This is a genomic window from Micromonospora sp. NPDC005367, from assembly GCF_040606825.1.
In the GTDB taxonomy this organism is placed as follows: domain Bacteria; phylum Actinomycetota; class Actinomycetes; order Mycobacteriales; family Micromonosporaceae; genus Micromonospora.
Genome location: NZ_JBEXFP010000025.1, coordinates 1 through 13,922 on the forward strand (window position 1 = coordinate 1; position 13,922 = coordinate 13,922).

A 13,922-nucleotide genomic window follows, 5' to 3' on the forward strand; every position below is an offset into this window, starting at 1 on the left:
GAGCTACGTGGCCGGGACGTCACGGTCAACACCGTCGCCCCCGGACCCATCGGCACCGAACTGTTCCTGCGCGGCAAGGACGAGCAGACCATCGCTCGCATCGCCGCCGAGCCGCCGCTGGGCCGGATGGGCATGCCGGAGGACGTCGCCCCGATCGTGGCGTTCCTCGCCGGCCCGGGCCGGTGGATCAACGGCCAGGTGGTGTACGCCAACGGCGGCGCCATCTGACACCCGAACCCCTGCGGCGACGGGCCCGCGTCCTGCATTGATACGGACGCCGCAACTCGGCGGGTTGTCACGGTTGGCTCCGGAAGGATTCGGCGGCGAGTGGGAGTTCTGGCACGCGGCAATGGTTGAGTGACGGTGCGCGTCAGTCGATCCGGAATTATCGCGAGGGCGTCACCTTCCCATATCTACCTCTTGTCGTCCTGGCAGGAGTAGTTGACGGCAACGGCGGCGAACACCTTTGGCGTTCGCCGCCGTTGGGTTCGGAAACCGAGGGTCTTGGAGATCGCGCCGGCCCACGTCTGGCCGCCGACCGGGTGGTGAGCGTCGGTCGGTGGCGCAAACAGCGCATGGTTCTGGTCCGTCCAGTCGACTCGCGCAGCCAACTCGTCGAGGAAGCCGTCGGCTACCCACTGGCGGTGCGGCGGAAGTCCTCGCTCGGCCAGCAGTCGTACGAAGGTGATCGTCTTTCGCTGTCGGCGGATGACCGCTTCGACGAGTCCGCCGACAGTTGGCAGGCCGTACTCGTCGGCAACGATTTTGAGGCGCTGGTAGCGATTGGGTGGTGTGGTGAAGTCCCATCAAACTGAACACCACATTGGTTGGACGGCTACAACGACTCGCAGAAGCACGCGGTCGTGACCCACGAGTTCGGGCACTCTCTCAAGCTCGCCTACGGGCCGGAGATCGCGGTGATGGACACGTGCCCGGCCTGTTACAACCCGAACATGAGCTACAACCTGCAATCGTGGGACATCAACTCGTACCACAACGTATGGGGGTACTGAGCATGAACCGCCGCTTTGTTCGACCGCTGGTCGCAGGCGTCGGCGCCGTCGCGGTGGCCTCCGGCGGATGGTTGGCCTACGACTCGCTGCGCGCGGGTGAAATGCACACGGTGCACTCGTCTTACGCGTTCGATGTCACCGACGAGACGAAGGTCGCCGGGTTTGCCGACTACGTCGTCGTCGCGACGGTGAACCGCGTCGCGGAGGTGCAGGAGCGCGACGGCGCGCCCTACGCCGTCTTCGACGTGACGGTGGACGAGACCCTCAAGGGCGAGCCGGTCAAGACGCTGCGCGTGGTCCAGTTGGGTGGAACCCTCGGCAAGGACACCTGGCATGTGGAGGGCCAGTCTCTGCTACGGCCCGGCACGACCTACGTGCTGGCGGCGAAGACGGAGCAGGGGCGTGGGACGCATCAGCTGGTGGGCGGGGCGGATTTCCCGGCCGTTGACCGGTCCGCGGCGCGTGCTGGGGGGTCAGGCCCGGTGGTCGAGTGGCAGGACAGCGTCGCCCGCCAACGGTGGCCCGAGGAGCTCCCGAAGAGTTCCTGATCGCCGTCCTTCGATGACGGCTCAACGAAGTTGATGGGGTCGGCTGATCTTGCAACCGGTAGCGGTCGGGTCTTCAAGCCGGAGAACATGATCGGGCGGCTGCTTGGAGGAGGCTTCTCGTGACCAATCCGCCGGACGCTGACATGGCCGCTCTGCAGGCGAAGCAACGCGCCGCCTACGAACGGCTTGGGCCTGTGTGGGGTCGGCTTGGTCAGCTCGCGGTGGCGGTCTTGCTGGCGCTGGGCTGGGTCGTGACGGGGTTTGCGTTCGCGACAGTCGAGAGCCTGTACCACGGGACCGGAGAGATCAGCTCGATTAAGGAGCGGCCGGCGGTCGCCCAGGTAGGGGAGTGCAGGCGGGCGGGTCCGGTGAGTGTCAACGGCTTCGGGTACTGGTGGGAGTGCCAGGTGGTCGTGCGGACGGACGACGGTCGGGTGGTGGAGGCCGTCGTCCGTCACTCGATCGTCACGCCGAGCGACGCCGGCAACGACGTCGAGTTCCGCGAGGCGTGTTCCGGCTCGGACAACACGGGCTGTGTCTACGGTCGCCCGGTATTCCGGGGCTGGGCGACCGTCGTTCGGTTGGTCGAGATGGTCGAGATGGTCGGTGGAGTTGTTGCTCGCCTTCCTCACCGTTGTCTACCTGTTGTGTGCCATTTTCGGCGTATCGCGGTTTCAGTCGGCCGCGAACAGGCTGCTCCGGAAGCAATCGGGATGATCCGTTCGTACCAAGAGGAAAGGGGAAAAGCTACGTTGTCAGAGCGTGGACCTAACAACCGTGGCTGCGGCCAGCGGATCTCGGGTTCCGGCGATCCGGTCAGGACGGGCACGGTGTCGATCAGCTTGGCCCATCCGCCTGTTCCTCTGGACGTTGGTCCAGAGGAAGGGGTGTCCCCGTTAGGGCATCCATCGAAGTACACGGAAGAGTCTCGACGTGATGCCGTTGATCTGGTTCGCTCGTCGCAGCGCCCTGTCAACCAGGTCGCTCGTGAGCTCGGGATGAGCCACGAGATGCTGCGGAACTGGGTCCGGGCCGCTGAACGGCGGACCCGGACGGGGCCGGCGGCCTTGACTGGATCGACCCCGCCGGGTGAGCCGACCCAGGCACCTGCGCCGCTCGTAACCACGTTGATCGACGAGCCGAGCCCGCGATAGCCGCGATCGGACGTGAACCGGCCACTACGCGGATCGCGCGTTCTTATCCGCCCCGGGCCGACGTCTCTGCCTGGGATGATGTGCGCGGTGTGTGCTCTCCAGCGGATGCCACTCTGAGGCAATCGGTGCCAGTTCGGGTCAATCGAGGTTAAACGGTCATGGCCGGCGGCCCGACCGTGTGGTCCACGTGTGGTCATCAGTCGAGCCGGTCGACCGGGAGGACGCACGTCAACGCGGGTCACTCCCTGCCAACGCGGGTCAACGCGCAGGTCGTTAGACTGACGACTCGCGCCCTCGTAGCTCAGGGGATAGAGCATCGGTTTCCTAAACCGTGTGTCGCAGGTTCGAATCCTGCCGGGGGCACCAGGTCACAGCCTTGATCACCGGTCACTGTTCCGCCTTCCGGGGCCTGCGTGCCCGATCGCCTCGCGGCCTTCGACCGGCTCGCGTCCAAGTGCTCAGCGACCTCGGCGTCTCGGCCATCGACGGCGCGGGCGTAGTGACGAGTCGTGACGTTGGCGTGCCCGAGCCGGCGAGCGGCCACCAGGACGCCGTGCGAGTCAACGACCCAGATCGCGTGGGTGGCCCGCAGATCATGAGGACTCACATCGCCCAACCGGGCCGATGGGGGCCGCCCATCTTCACCCTGAGTCCGGGCGAAGCCGAGCAGACCTGCTCCCCGCTGTCATCACGGTGGGTAGTTGTTTGACAGTGGAGAGCTGGCCCGGTCCGCGATGTGCGGATTCACGGCGGAGATGGGCTTGAGGCAGAGGAACAAGTTGGCGGCAGCGCCGCCTACTTTGCCGGGATGAAGGCGGACATGGTGCCGGCCAAGCTGACGGCGGACATCGACAGGAGGCGGGCACGAGTAGGCGAAAGGTCGTGCTTGTGGCCGTCGGCCTCCTGATAGCGCTGTTGCCAGGTGCCCCTGCCTGGCGCGCACTGTGGCCGGTTCGCATCGACGGTCCGTGCGGCGTCTTTCAGTCCGGGCAGGGTGGGGTGGGGGCATCAACATCGCGCCAGATCACGCCTTAACGGTGTCTGAGGCCATGTTCGATCTGAACGCGGACGGATCTACGGACACGGTTTCCGGGAGCGGCCAGCCCTGCTGAAGGCGCAAGCGTCGGCATCAGCCGGCGGATTGCAGACCGCCAGGTGCGGGCAGCGACGCCTCCGGCTGGGATCCTCGAGAGAGTTGGGGTTCAGCCACAGGCGTGAGGCACCCGTTCCGGTCCGCTATGGTGCTCGCTGTGATCCGGCAGACCATGGCGGCTTCGGTAGACAAGCCGAGCGAGGTCGAGGCGGCTGAGGTTTGGCTGAACGCCAACCGCGACGCTCTGACCTACGCCGAGGAGGAGGGCGGCTGCGGCTGCTGCGTCCGGATGTGGAGGTTGGCGGGGCCTGCCGAGGTTTTGGCGACGATCCCCTACGAGGTTTCCGCTTCCTCCGACTGGGACACGCCCTAGGTGATTCGGCCGCGGCTTCTGCCATCATCCGTTGGTGGAGATCTGGCCCCGCGGCACCGCGGAGCATCGAGTTGCGTCACGCCGCCAAGTCGCACGGGCTCTCGTCGGCAAGTAGAGAGACCAACTCCTTGCGGTCCGATCAGCGACGGTACAGCGCGCCCCCGGTTGGCGTGGGGCAGCACCACACCGCAGGCGAGCGACACCCCACAGCATCCGCCCATGCAGCCACGGCCCATCGCAGGGACCACAGGGCGCCCGTCAGCGAGATCTCGTTGTAGTGGCGCGCCTGGGCCGAACGTCCGGGTCGTAGCCCGGCAGGTCACACACTTCTGCCAGATAGCCGCCGGCAGAGCGTTCAGCCCAGCTATGCAGGATGCCGGTGGCGTGGCTGACGTACCCGGCGCATGTCCTGACCAGGCTCAGCCGCCAGCCGCCAGCCGCCAGCCGCCAGCCGCCAGCCGCCTGGGCCGCCTGGGGCCGGTAATCGTCGTGCCGGGGGTCGGACCCCACTGGGCCCACCGCCTGGCAGCTACGCGGGTAGGTCGAGGCGGACGACGGCGCCGATCTCGACCAGCTGTTCCGGCAGGGCGAGGTCGGAGATGCCCAGCACGGTGCTGGTGGGACGGTGGTCCCCGACGTAGGCGGCGTGGAGACGTGCCAAGGTGTCGAAGTTCTCGCGCAGGTTTCTCACCAGCACATTGGTCTCGACGATCTGGTTGCGGCTCGCCCCGAAGTGCTTCAGCACGAGATCGAGGTTGGCCAGGGTGGTCTTCAGCTGCAGCTCGAAGTCGCCGGGACCGATGAAGTTCCCGGACATGTCGTGGGACAGCTGGCCGGAGATGTAGAGGGTGTCACCGGCGCGGTACGCCTGGCTGTACCCGTAGAGCGACTCCCACGGCACACCGAATTGAAAGGTCTGGGACTTGGCCGTCACGGCTACCTCCATCGAGTTACCTGCTCCGCCTTGAACATCGAAGCACTGTTGAAGCGGCATGTCTTGATGTTGGGGGAAAGCGGGGGAACCGCCCTTTCTCGCCCAGAGTGGCAGGTCGGTCCGGTCGCTGTCGGGCCTGTACAGCACCGGGGGCGAGCATCGGGCCGATCGCGCCGGCAGTAGCGGGGCGACGACCGCACGAGCACGAGACCCTTGCCGTCATCGGCCGGCCGGCCGATGCGGGCTCAGTCGCCGCAGGCCGTGTCGAATCCCTCGATCGGTTCCTTGAGGCTGGGCTCGTCGACCTCCATCGGCTTCTTGTCGGCCATCCGCTTCTCGATCGCGCCGGCGAGGTTCTCGAAGGCGGTCCGGACGGCCGGGTCGGCAGCCTGAGCCACCTGGGCCTTCAGCCCGGTGACGATGGTGGTGTAGTGCTCGCGGACCAGGCGGTCCTGCTCAGCCTTGCTGACCGGCTTGTCGATCTGCGCGATCGCGTCGTCGGCCATTCCGCCGAAGCCGGCCTTCACGGCCTGGAGGCCGGCCTCGCAGACCGTCTTCTTGTTGGCCGCGAGGTCGACGCTCGTGCTGGCCGCCGCGCTGGACGGCGCGCCACCGGCGGCGGGTTCGGCGGTGGTCTCGCAGCCGGCCGCGAGCGCGGCGAGCGCGCCCAGGGCGGCGAGGCCGCCGAGCGTACGCAGGCGAAGGGTGGACATGCCAACTCCCCGTGGGTCTCGTCTCAGTCCCGTCCCCAGTGGCCTCGTGCCGGCCGACCCGACGGATGAAGTCGCCACTGTAGACGGTGATCGAACGCATCGTCATCCTGATTCGCGGACCCCGTCGAGCACCACCAGCGCCGGTCGGTCAGTCGAGGCGGCCTTCCGAACCCCACGGATCTCCTGGCGCACCTCTACGTGACGTAAGGGAGTCCCTTGCGTCGTACCGCACTGCTCGTCACCGTGACCGCCGCGGTGCTCGCTGCCGCGCGTGGCTTCCTGGCCGGCTTCGCCGACCTGCCCCGGCGCGGGGACGACGGCCGACCGCCGGGACCATCGCCGGCCGGCCGTCGCGTCTCATCCCACGGACAGCTGATCGGCCCGGCTGATCACCTGGTCGACGAGCCCGTACTCGCGGGCCTGCTCGGCGGTGAACCAGCGATCCCGGTCCCAGTCGCGCTGGATCTCCTCCAGGGTCCGGCCGCTGTGCCGGGCGATCAGCTCCTGCATGGTCCGCTTCACGTGGAGCATGTTCTCCGCCTGGATGGTGATGTCCGCGGCGGTGCCGCCCATCCCGCCCAACGGCTGATGCATCATGATCCGCGAGTGCGGCAGCGAGTATCGCTTGCCCGCCGTCCCCGCGCAGAGCAGGAACTGGCCCATCGAGCCGGCCATGCCCAGCGCCAGCGTCACCACGTCGTTACGGACGTACCGCATGGTGTCGTAGACGGCCATCCCGGCGCTCACCGAGCCACCCGGCGAGTTGATGTAGAGGTGGATGTCCCGGTCCGGGTCCTCGGCGGCGAGTAGCAGCATCTGGGCGCAGATCTGGTTCGCCGACTCGTCGGTCACCTCCGTGCCGAGGAAGACGATCCGCTCCTTGAGCAACCGCTCGAACACCTGGTTACCGAAGGACGGTTGCCCCTCGGTGAGCATCCGCACCTGGTCGTACCCGATCATCGCGTTCGCCTCTCCACCGTGCCGGTGGGCGGCGGGAGCGCCCGGGGGACCGGCCCCACAAGCGTGCGTTCGTCGGTGGTCGCGGTCCCAGCGATTCTGCCGGCGGCGAATCTGCCGCCGGCAGAATCGGTCAGGTCAGAAGGTGGTCAGGAAACGCCGCGAGGTGCGGGTCCGTCCGCAGCCGAGCAGGCCGGCGGTACGCGGACCGGGGCGCCCGGCCGGCGCGGAGCCGGACCGGCCGGCCCGCAACGTCGGGCTGCCCGCCCCCGGACCGCGGTGCAGCAGGCCCTGTGGCGTACGTGGGCCGAGCCGCACGTTCGGCCCGGTCTGCGGCCGGGGCATCGGTACGGGGGCCAGCGTGGCTGTCGCCGACCGCGGTGTGGCCGGCAGGCGGGGCTCGACCTGGCGCAGGTCGTCCCGAGCCTCTTCGAGCAGTTCCGAGAGGTGGATGCCCAGAGCCCGGCAGATCGCCGCGAGCACCTCGGAGGAGGCCTCCTTGCGCCCGCGTTCCACCTCCGAGAGGTAGGGCACGGACACCCCGGCAGCCTGGGCCACCTCGCGCAGCGTGCGGCCCTGACGCAGCCGAAGGCGGCGCAGGACCCCACCGATCACCCGTCGCAGCAACGACATGCCGGCCTCACTTCCCTGCCTCGTCGTCCCGGGGGTCATCCCCATCATGCCCGGTCCCGCCGTCCCGGGCGGCCCCGGAGGTGCATCCGGCGCCCGAGGTCACCGTGGGCGGGGACGGATCGCGGTGACGCCGGGCGGGGGCGACCCTCCTCGCCCGGCGCCCGGATCACCGCTTCAGGTGTGGCAGCCAGTCGGCCGCGTCGGATCCCACGTCGAGATTCTCGAAGAGCGCCTCGGTGCCGCCGGCGGGCAGCAGGCCGTCGTCGTCGACCGACACGATGATGCCGGCGGCGGCGAAGTAGAGGGTCACCGGCTCGACGCCCGTTGCGGGATGCACCGGGAGCTCTTCCGGGATGGCGGTCGGGCTCACATGCGCCTTGTCGGTGGGGTCGCTGACCGGTCGGTAGGGGGAGAAGCCGACCGTCAGCGTGCGCGCCCGCTGCCGGCCCGGCTCGGCGTCGGGCGGCTCCGGTGACCACTCGGTGTAGGCGTTCCAGGACCTCGGTTCGCCGAGGTCCAGCGAGACGTTCGCCGTGATCGGACGTAGGTTCTCCGGGAGATCCGGCACGGTCACCGGCATCGGCAGCACCTCGTGGCCGAAGGTCAGCGTGCGGGCCACCCGCTCCGCCGTCTCCGCCGGATCTCCCGCGACACCGTGCACCCGCAGCTGGGCCCAACCGTCCGGGGCGTACCGCCACCGCAGGATCGCCTCCGGCTGCTCCGCGCCGCTGTACGCGACGAAGGTGCTCGGTGCGCCGTTGAGCTCCGGTCCGGGACTCGTCCCGGTGAGCGTGGCCGGTTCACCGCTGTTGCGCTGGGGCGCCGCCGGCTCCACTCCCTTCGGGTACAGGTCCACCGCGACGCCGCGCCAGTTCTCGCCGATCGGACTGCTGACCGCGCCGAGATAGACGCCGGGCCCGGAGAGCAGCAGACCGGATTGGTACTGGAGGCCGCGTACCCCGTCCGGCAGCCAGCCGAAGCGGACGTACACCACGCCCGGGTCGACCGTGGTCAGCGCGGCCGGCAAACCCGCCGCGGCGGCCGTGGTGGCAGGTGGTCGCTCGGGTGCCAGTAGGCCGGGGACCGTCACTGCGCCGGCGACCAGCAGGCCGACGGCCAGTGCGACACCCGCAGCCCGGCGGTAGTGGCGCTGCCGCCGGCCGGTGGCCATCGCCCGGTCGACGTCGAGCACCACGGAGGGACGCTCCGCCGCGTCCACCTCGGTGTGCATCAGGTCGGTGAGTTCCCGTTCGTCCAGCATCGTCGCTCCTCTCATCGGCCCACGGATGCGGTGTCGAGCACGGCGCGCAGGGTGGCCAGACCCTTCGCCGCCTGGCTCTTGACGGTTCCGGCCGAGCAGCCCAGGGCGCGGGCGGTGTCCTCGACGCTGAGGTCCTGGAAGTACCGGAGAACGAGCACCGCCCGTTGCCGGGGTGGGACCTTGCGCAGCGCCGCGATCAGGGTGAGTCGTTCGGTCGGGTCGGCGGGTTCGGTTCGCCGTTCGGGCAGGGCCGCGCCGAGCATCACGCGGCTCCAGCGCAACCGCCGCTCGTCGAGCAGCCGGCGCAGCAGTATGGTGCGCACCAGTGCGTCCGGGTGTTCGGCCTGCCGGGCGCGGGCCCAGTTGCGGTACAGCTCGGTGAGCACCCGTTGCAGGATGTCGTCGCCGCGATCCCAGTCGCCGCACATCAGGTACGCGGTCCGCCGCCACTGCCTCATCCGGCCCCGGACGAAGTCGGTGTACTCGGCGTCGGCTTCGGCTCTGCGCCTGCCGCTCGTCGTCACGAGGAGTCCGCCTCTCGTCTGCCGGTCTCGACCGGTCCGTCGTCGTCGACTGGTAGTCGAGGCCGGAGCGGCGGTGGGTTGCCCCGGCACCGCACCCGGCCGTGCCGGATCCGTCGCACCCGCTATGTTGTGGGCGTGCAGGCGACGGAGCAGGTTAGACGGTGATCCATTTCCCCGCGCAGCGCCGTAGTCCGCTCAGCGCCCTCAGCCTGCGGCTCGCCGCAGCGGTTGCGCTCGTGTTCGCCACCGTGGCGGTGGTCTACCTCGACCGGGACGGCTACCGCGACGTCAACGAGGACGGCCTCACGCTCCTCGACAGCTTCTACTACACGGTGGTGACCCTCTCCACCACCGGCTACGGCGACATCACTCCGGTCAGTCACAGCGCCCGGCTGGTGAACGTCCTCTACATCGCGCCGGCCCGGGTGATCTTCCTGATCATCCTGGTCGGCACCACCCTGGAAGTTCTGACCGAGCAGTACCGTACGGGCCGGCGCCTGACGCGGTGGAGGAAGACCGTGAAGGACCACGTGATCATCTGCGGTTACGGCACCAAGGGTCGCAGCGCGGTCTCCGCCCTGCTGGAGAACGGGCTGGACAAGTCGCGGATCCTGGTCGTGGAGCGCAGCAGCACCGCGCTGCGCCAGGCCACCGCGGCGGGACTCGTCGCGATCGAGGGCTCGGCGACCCGGTCGGCGACGTTGAACGAAGCGCACGTGAAGAACGCCAAGGCAGTGATCATCGCGACTGACAGCGACGACGCGTCAGTGCTGGTGGCGCTCACAGTACGGCAGCTCACCGCCGGGCAGGTCCGGATCATCGCCGCAGCCCGGGAGGCCGAGAACGCCCCGCTGCTGAAGCAGAGCGGCGCGCACCACGTGATCGTCTCCTCCGCCACGGCGGGTCGACTGCTCGGTCTCTCGACCTCCGCGCCGCCGCTGATCGACGTCGTCGAGGACCTGCTCACGCCCGGGCAGGGGATGGCGCTGGCGATGCGGTCGGCCGAGCGGAACGAGGTGGGCAGCTCGCCGCGCGAGCTGGACTGCCTGGTGATCGCGTTGGTCCGGCGCGGCCGGGTGATCACCCTGACGGATCCGGCGGGTGCCGAGATCGAGACCGGGGACATGCTGGTCTACGTCCGCGACGACCGGCCCCAGTCGGCGACGGTCGGCTGACGGCCGCTGCCCGCGGCTCGGCTCTAGGAGCCGTCCTCGTTCGCGCTGCAGATGATCTGCCAACCGCTGGTGGCCCGCTGGAGCAGGTCGTAGAGCACCTCACGCTCGTTCGGCTGTAGCGCCTCGAGCACCTCGTCCTCGGCGGTCTCGAGGGCGCACTCCGCCTCGTGAAGGCGCGCCGTCCCGGCCTCGGTGAGGAACACGACGTGCCGGCGGCGGTCCTCGGGTGACCGTCGCCGCTCCACCAGCTGTGCCGACTCCAGGTCGTTGAGCAGCCCGACCACGTTCGTGCTGTCGATCTGAAGAGTGCTGGCGAGCGCCTGTTGGCTTATTCCGCCCGCATTGCGCAGCACCGTGAGCGCGAGCAGGTGCCGGGGGCGCAGGCCGAGCGGTGTCAGCACCGACTCCGACCGGAGGCGCATCCGCCGAGCCAGGTGATCAAGCAGCGGCCCCGTGCGGCGTTCCGGTTGGACGGCCGGCAGGTCAGGCATGTGAGCCAGTTTACCGCCGTGCCCTTCGATCGACCTGCTATAAATGATTGGTCCTGCACAAATCATCCGCGAATTACGGAGGGTTGGCCCATGGCACACCTTTTGCACATCGATTCGAGCATCCGCGGGGAGCACTCGATCAGCCGGCGGCTCACCGCCCGCGCCGCCGCGGTCTGGCGTGCCGCCCACCCGGGCGGCACGGTGACCTACCGGGACCTCGGCAAGCAGCCGCTGCCTCACCTGGACGAGGCGGGGGGCCTCGCCCGGATGACGCCGTTCGACCAGCACACTCCCGCGCAGCGGGCGTCCTGGGAGTTGAGTGAGCAGCTGGTCAGCGAGGTGCAGCAGGCCACCACGGTCCTGCTGGGCCTCCCGCTCTACAACTACGGCGCGCCGAGCAGCGTGAAGACCTGGGTGGACCACCTCATCGCGCCCGGCATCGCGTACGACCCGGCGAGCATGGCCGGCCTGCTGGGCGGTCGCGAGTTCGTCGTGCTGGCCAGTCGCGGCGGCGGCTACGGCCCGGGCACGCCGCGAGAGGGCTGGGACCATGCGGAGCCCTGGCTGCCGCACGGCATCTCGCAGACCGGCCTGGAACCGCGCTTCATCGCGGCCGAGCTGACGCTCGCCCCGGCGGTACCGGCGATGGCCGAACTCGTCCCACTGCACGAGCAGAGCCTCGCGGCGGCCGAGCGCGCCATCGACGAGCTCTGGATGCCGGCCCGGGCGGCTGCCTGAACCGGTTGCCCGCCACCCGTCGCCGTGGGACGGCCGCTCCAGGCGAAGCGGCCGTCCCACGCCCCTCGGCTCCGGGCGCGCCCACCAGTTCCGGGCCGCGCCGACGAGCTGCCCCCGTGGGGCGCGCGCCGACGTCGAGGACAACGGGCGTGGGCGAGCTGCGTCCACGATCGACGGCATCGAGCAACTGGCCCGCGAGCACGTCCCGGCGGATCGACCTGTCACGATCCGGTAAACGGTTGGGCGGAACCGGCTGTCTGGCGCTTTCTCCTCGGCCTGAGGCTTGTTAAGTTGTGGCGGCTTGGAACCGCCAGTGGGGAAGCCATCGACTTGGTCGGTACGGCGTGTGGCGCAGGCATGACGGGGGAACTTCATAACTTCGCGCGCGGGGCAAAGCCCCGATCGTCGTCATCCCGTCTTACCTGACGCACCCTCGTGCGGCCGGTTCCAAGTTCCTCGTTAGTCGAACGACGGGATACGAATCAGTGGCTGAACTGTCAGCAAGACGACGCTGGTCGGCCGGCGTCGTGGCGGGCCTCGCCCTCGCGGCCGCGGCGGCCGTCGCCCCCACAACCGCGGCCCAGGCCGCCCCCGCCCCCAGCGGACACGGCGTGTCGAACGACGGCAGGAGCAAGCTGCCGAACCTGTACAAGGGGAAGCTCGTGCTTCCCGAGCCGGGGGCGAAGGGCCGTCCGTTCCAGTCAGGCACGAGCGCCGCCCCGAAGATCTTCCAGGGCACGCTCGCGAGCGCCTCGGAGTTCCCGTACATCGTGGGCATCGTTACCACGTACAGGGAGGGTGGGGGGTACTACTTCTACTTCTGCACCGGCACGATCATCGCCCCGAACAAGGTGCTTACGGCCGCGCACTGCACCGCCGACGGGCCGGGCACCACCCGGGTCATCGCCGGCAACGACCGGCTCGTCGACGACAACGGCAACATCATCACCACCAGTGGGTACGTCGCCGAGGTCGCCTCGACCTGGACCCACCCGAGCTGGAACATCGCTCAACAGATCGACGACCCCGAAAACGCACCGATCCTCGATGACGTGTCGGTGCTCACGCTGAAGCAGAACCTGCCCAGCGATTACACCCCAGTCTCGCTGAGCGAGCAGGGCGACCAGACGCCGTACACGGCCGGCACCTCGGCGGTCATCGCCGGCTACGGCGTGACGTCCGACGACGAGGTGTGGCCCGACACCCGGCTGCGCAAGGCGACCGTCAACATGCGGTCCAACGACGAGTGCAACCTGGTGCCGGAGCTCTACTACCCCGAGCGGATGATCTGTGCCGGTAACGCCACCCCGGACACGCCGAGCAGCGACACCTGCCCCGGTGACTCGGGCGGTCCCCTGCTGGTGGGCGGGGTTCAGGTCGGCATCACCGACTGGGGCTTCATCCCGTGCGGTACGTTCCCCGGCTACTACGAGCGGCTGAGCTACTACGCGGACGCCGTCAACGCGGACATCCCGCGACCGGCGGCGCCCAACCTGGACTGGACCGGCGACGGCCACGCCGACCTGATCGCCCGGGACTCGAGCGGCCGTCTGCGGCTCTACACGGGCACCGGCTTCGCCAACGACGGGTCGGGTGGCTTCTGGTCGGCCGAGGTGATCAACTCCGGCTGGGGAAGCATGAAGCGGATCTTCCGCGTCTACAACTGGAATGGTGACCACAAGCCGTCCATCATGGCCGTCAACTCCAGCGGTGAGCTGTGGCTCTACAACGGCGACGGTCAGGGCGGCTTCGCCGGTGCGGCCCGGCGGATCGGCACCGGCTGGGGCGGCTTCACCGCCCTCGTTCCGACCAGCAACTGGCTCGGCAACGGCAAGCCGGGTCTGATCGCCCGCAACTCCGCCGGCGAGCTGATCCGGTATGACGGCAACGGCGCGGGCGGCTGGGCCAGCGCGACGGGGACCAGGATCGGCACCGGGTGGAAGGGCTTCAATGCGTTCATGACGCCGGGTTCCTGGTTCGGTACCGGAAACGAGGCCCTGATCGTCCGTAAGACGACGACCGGCGAGCTGTTCGTGTACCAGAGCGACAGCGCGGGTGGCTGGGCCACGAGCGCCGGCATCAAGATCAACAGTGGCTGGAGCAGCTTCCCGGCCATCCCGACCCCGGGCGACTGGAGCGGCGACAACGCGATGGACCTGCTCGGTGTCGACAGCGCCGGCAAGCTTCGGATCTACCCGACCGACGGCAAGGGCAACTGGCTCCCCGGCGGTGCGGCCGTCATAAACTCGGGCTGGAACACGGTCAGTCCGATCTTCTGATCGAGGCCACCGCACCATCGACGACGAAGGGGCCCG

At 69.1% G+C, this 13,922-nt stretch carries 16 protein-coding genes and 1 tRNA gene; 10 read left to right on the forward strand and 7 right to left on the reverse strand.

Annotated features, from left to right (window positions below):
* The 7 genes from ABZS42_RS18555 to ABZS42_RS18585 all read left to right on the forward strand — a co-directional run.
* The coding region (locus ABZS42_RS18555) for an SDR family oxidoreductase (protein ID WP_355146777.1) at positions 1-228 on the forward strand (228 nt) is incomplete at its 5' end.
* Positions 229-353: 125 nt separating this feature from the next.
* Complete coding sequence (locus ABZS42_RS18560; RefSeq protein WP_355146779.1) at positions 354-815, forward strand: hypothetical protein; 462 nt, start codon at positions 354-356, stop codon at positions 813-815.
* 12 nt (positions 816-827) lie between these two features.
* Positions 828-1,013, forward strand: a complete 186-nt coding sequence (locus tag ABZS42_RS18565) for a hypothetical protein (RefSeq protein WP_355146781.1) — start codon at positions 828-830, stop codon at positions 1,011-1,013.
* Positions 1,001-1,561, forward strand: a complete 561-nt coding sequence (locus ABZS42_RS18570; RefSeq protein ID WP_355146783.1) for a hypothetical protein — start codon at positions 1,001-1,003, stop codon at positions 1,559-1,561. Before ABZS42_RS18565 ends, ABZS42_RS18570 begins: the two co-directional genes overlap by 13 nt.
* Before the next feature lie 119 nt (positions 1,562-1,680).
* Complete coding sequence (locus ABZS42_RS18575) at positions 1,681-2,715, forward strand: DUF6346 domain-containing protein (RefSeq protein WP_355146785.1); 1,035 nt, start codon at positions 1,681-1,683, stop codon at positions 2,713-2,715.
* A 290-nt stretch (positions 2,716-3,005) separates the two neighbouring features.
* A tRNA-Arg gene (locus ABZS42_RS18580) sits at positions 3,006-3,081 on the forward strand.
* Between the two features lie 884 nt (positions 3,082-3,965).
* Complete coding sequence (locus tag ABZS42_RS18585) at positions 3,966-4,181, forward strand: hypothetical protein (RefSeq protein WP_355146787.1); 216 nt, start codon at positions 3,966-3,968, stop codon at positions 4,179-4,181.
* A 529-nt stretch (positions 4,182-4,710) separates the two neighbouring features.
* Here the strand turns inward: ABZS42_RS18585 and ABZS42_RS18590 are convergent.
* The 6 genes from ABZS42_RS18590 to ABZS42_RS18615 all read right to left on the reverse strand — a co-directional run bounded on the left by ABZS42_RS18590 (position 4,711) and on the right by ABZS42_RS18615 (position 9,203).
* Positions 4,711-5,115: a RidA family protein gene (locus ABZS42_RS18590; RefSeq protein WP_355146789.1), complete on the reverse strand. Its 405-nt coding sequence runs from the start codon at positions 5,113-5,115 to the stop codon at positions 4,711-4,713.
* A 245-nt stretch (positions 5,116-5,360) separates the two neighbouring features.
* Complete coding sequence (locus ABZS42_RS18595; protein ID WP_355146791.1) at positions 5,361-5,828, reverse strand: hypothetical protein; 468 nt, start codon at positions 5,826-5,828, stop codon at positions 5,361-5,363.
* 357 nt (positions 5,829-6,185) lie between these two features.
* The gene (locus ABZS42_RS18600; RefSeq protein WP_355146793.1) at positions 6,186-6,788 is read right to left on the reverse strand and encodes an ATP-dependent Clp protease proteolytic subunit; all 603 of its coding nucleotides are present in this window, start codon (positions 6,786-6,788) and stop codon (positions 6,186-6,188) included.
* Positions 6,789-6,923: 135 nt separating this feature from the next.
* Complete coding sequence (locus tag ABZS42_RS18605) at positions 6,924-7,418, reverse strand: helix-turn-helix transcriptional regulator (RefSeq protein ID WP_355146795.1); 495 nt, start codon at positions 7,416-7,418, stop codon at positions 6,924-6,926.
* Between the two features lie 166 nt (positions 7,419-7,584).
* Complete coding sequence (locus ABZS42_RS18610; RefSeq protein ID WP_355146797.1) at positions 7,585-8,679, reverse strand: hypothetical protein; 1,095 nt, start codon at positions 8,677-8,679, stop codon at positions 7,585-7,587.
* Between the two features lie 11 nt (positions 8,680-8,690).
* Positions 8,691-9,203 (reverse strand): SigE family RNA polymerase sigma factor, encoded by a 513-nt coding sequence (locus ABZS42_RS18615; protein ID WP_355146799.1) that lies wholly within the window; start codon positions 9,201-9,203, stop codon positions 8,691-8,693.
* A 161-nt stretch (positions 9,204-9,364) separates the two neighbouring features.
* On the opposite strand from ABZS42_RS18615, the gene ABZS42_RS18620 reads away from it, so the two are divergent.
* Positions 9,365-10,378 (forward strand): potassium channel family protein, encoded by a 1,014-nt coding sequence (locus ABZS42_RS18620; RefSeq protein ID WP_355146801.1) that lies wholly within the window; start codon positions 9,365-9,367, stop codon positions 10,376-10,378.
* Between the two features lie 23 nt (positions 10,379-10,401).
* Here ABZS42_RS18620 and ABZS42_RS18625 read toward each other — a convergent pair whose 3' ends face one another.
* Complete coding sequence (locus ABZS42_RS18625; RefSeq protein WP_355146803.1) at positions 10,402-10,869, reverse strand: MarR family winged helix-turn-helix transcriptional regulator; 468 nt, start codon at positions 10,867-10,869, stop codon at positions 10,402-10,404.
* A 90-nt stretch (positions 10,870-10,959) separates the two neighbouring features.
* On the opposite strand from ABZS42_RS18625, the gene ABZS42_RS18630 reads away from it, so the two are divergent.
* Together ABZS42_RS18630 and ABZS42_RS18635 are read left to right on the forward strand one after the other, a co-directional pair.
* Positions 10,960-11,607, forward strand: a complete 648-nt coding sequence (locus ABZS42_RS18630) for an NAD(P)H-dependent oxidoreductase (RefSeq protein WP_355146805.1) — start codon at positions 10,960-10,962, stop codon at positions 11,605-11,607.
* Between the two features lie 485 nt (positions 11,608-12,092).
* Positions 12,093-13,886 (forward strand): trypsin-like serine protease, encoded by a 1,794-nt coding sequence (locus ABZS42_RS18635; protein WP_355146810.1) that lies wholly within the window; start codon positions 12,093-12,095, stop codon positions 13,884-13,886.
* The last annotated feature ends 36 nt before the right edge of the window (positions 13,887-13,922 follow it).

Bases quoted from the DNA above. Each gene is read 5' to 3' on its own strand.
- ABZS42_RS18630 (WP_355146805.1), top strand. From the start codon at position 10,960: ATGGCACACCTTTTGCACATCGATTCGAGCATCCGCGGGGAGCACTCG.
- ABZS42_RS18570 (WP_355146783.1), top strand. From the start codon at position 1,001: ATGGGGGTACTGAGCATGAACCGCCGCTTTGTTCGACCGCTGGTCGCA.
- ABZS42_RS18600 (WP_355146793.1), bottom strand. From the start codon at position 6,788: ATGATCGGGTACGACCAGGTGCGGATGCTCACCGAGGGGCAACCGTCC.
- ABZS42_RS18625 (WP_355146803.1), bottom strand. From the start codon at position 10,869: ATGCCTGACCTGCCGGCCGTCCAACCGGAACGCCGCACGGGGCCGCTG.
- ABZS42_RS18605 (WP_355146795.1), bottom strand. From the start codon at position 7,418: ATGTCGTTGCTGCGACGGGTGATCGGTGGGGTCCTGCGCCGCCTTCGG.
- ABZS42_RS18610 (WP_355146797.1), bottom strand. From the start codon at position 8,679: ATGCTGGACGAACGGGAACTCACCGACCTGATGCACACCGAGGTGGAC.
- ABZS42_RS18595 (WP_355146791.1), bottom strand. From the start codon at position 5,828: ATGTCCACCCTTCGCCTGCGTACGCTCGGCGGCCTCGCCGCCCTGGGC.